This is a genomic window from Thioclava sp. L04-15 (assembly GCF_002020275.1).
GTDB lineage: Bacteria > Pseudomonadota > Alphaproteobacteria > Rhodobacterales > Rhodobacteraceae > Thioclava > Thioclava marina.
This window is the reverse complement of sequence record NZ_MPZW01000027.1, coordinates 1-1282: the sequence shown is the minus strand read 5'-3', so window position 1 is coordinate 1282 and position 1282 is coordinate 1. Positions and strand designations below refer to the sequence as shown.

Sequence of the window (1282 nt, the reverse complement as noted above, 5' to 3'; positions counted from 1 at the left end):
TTACGCGGCCATGTCTTCAGTTTCCAGAGCGGCGTAGAAGTTTGCCTCTGCTTCCGCCGGCGGGATGTTCCCGATCGGCTCGAGCAGGCGGCGGTTGTTGAACCAGTCGACCCATTCGAGGGTGGCATATTCGACGGCTTCGAAGTTGCGCCATGGGCCACGGCGGTGGATGACCTCGGCCTTGAAGAGACCGTTGATCGTCTCCGCCAGGGCGTTGTCGTAGCTATCGCCGACACTGCCGACGGAAGGTTCGATGCCGGCCTCGCCTAGCCTCTCGGTGTATTTGATCGACAGGTATTGCGACCCGCGGTCGGAATGGTGGACGAGCCCCGCGCCCTTGGCTGGGCGGCGATCGTGGACAGCCTGTTCGAGGGCATCGAGAACGAAGCCTGCCTGCGCTGTTTGGCTCGCCCGCCAGCCAACGATGCGGCGCGCGTAGGCGTCGATGACGAAAGCAACATAAACAAACCCCCTCCAGGTGGCGACGTAAGTGAAATCGCTGACCCAGAGCATGTTCGGCGCGGGCACGCGGAACTGCCGGTTCACCTTGTCCAGCGGGCATGGGGCCTTCTTGTCGGGAATCGTCGTCCTGTGAGGCTTGCCCCTAATGATGCCCTGAAGCCCCAGCCCCTTCATCAGCCGGGCCACGGTGCAACGGGCGACAGAGAAGCCTTCACGATCCAGTTGCCGCCAGACCTTGCGCACCCCATAGACACGCCAGTTCTCCTCGAAGACGCGCTCGATCTCGGGCCGCAGCGCCGCGTCCCGCCGGGCACGATCCGACAATCGTGCCGGATCGGCCCGCTTCGCCAGGTGATCGTAGTAGGTGGATGGGGCGATCGGCAGAACCCTGCAGATCGGCTCGACCCCGTGCGCCTCCCGATGATCGTCGATGAACCCGACCATCACTTCGACCGGCGGTCGAGCTCCGCCATCGCAAAATACGCCGATGCCTTACGAAGGATTTCGTTCGCCTGGCGCAGCTCCCGGTTCTCCCGCTCTAACGCCTTCAGTCGGTCGGCCATCTCGGTCGGAATGCCCGCCCGCTGGCCGCTGTCGACCTCGGCCCGCTTGACCCACTCATTGAGCGTGTTCGCAGCACAGCCGATCTTCGCCGAGATCGAAACGATCGCTTGCCAGCGAGAGCCATGCTGGCCCTCGTGATCCAGGACCATCCGCACGGCACGCTCGCGCAGTTCGGGAGAAAACTTGTTCGTCGTCTTGCTCATGATGCTCCATCCTACTCAGGAGTTGGAGCCTCCGGCAAACATGGGGCGGTTCA

Annotated in this window: 1 protein-coding gene and 1 other annotated feature; the gene reads right to left on the bottom strand. The window is 63.3% G+C overall.

Features of this window, described 5'->3' with window-relative positions; genetic code table 11:
* Positions 1-1229, bottom strand: a protein-coding gene (locus BMI90_RS18445; RefSeq protein WP_146671363.1) for an IS3 family transposase whose coding sequence is annotated in 2 segments (ribosomal slippage) — positions 1-941 and positions 941-1229 — 1230 coding nt in all. Because the reading frame shifts where the segments join, the coding sequence is not laid out codon by codon here.
* Positions 832-948, bottom strand: a sequence feature (AL1L pseudoknot). (Overlaps the previous gene by 117 nt.)
* Positions 1230-1282: the final 53 nt, after the last annotated feature.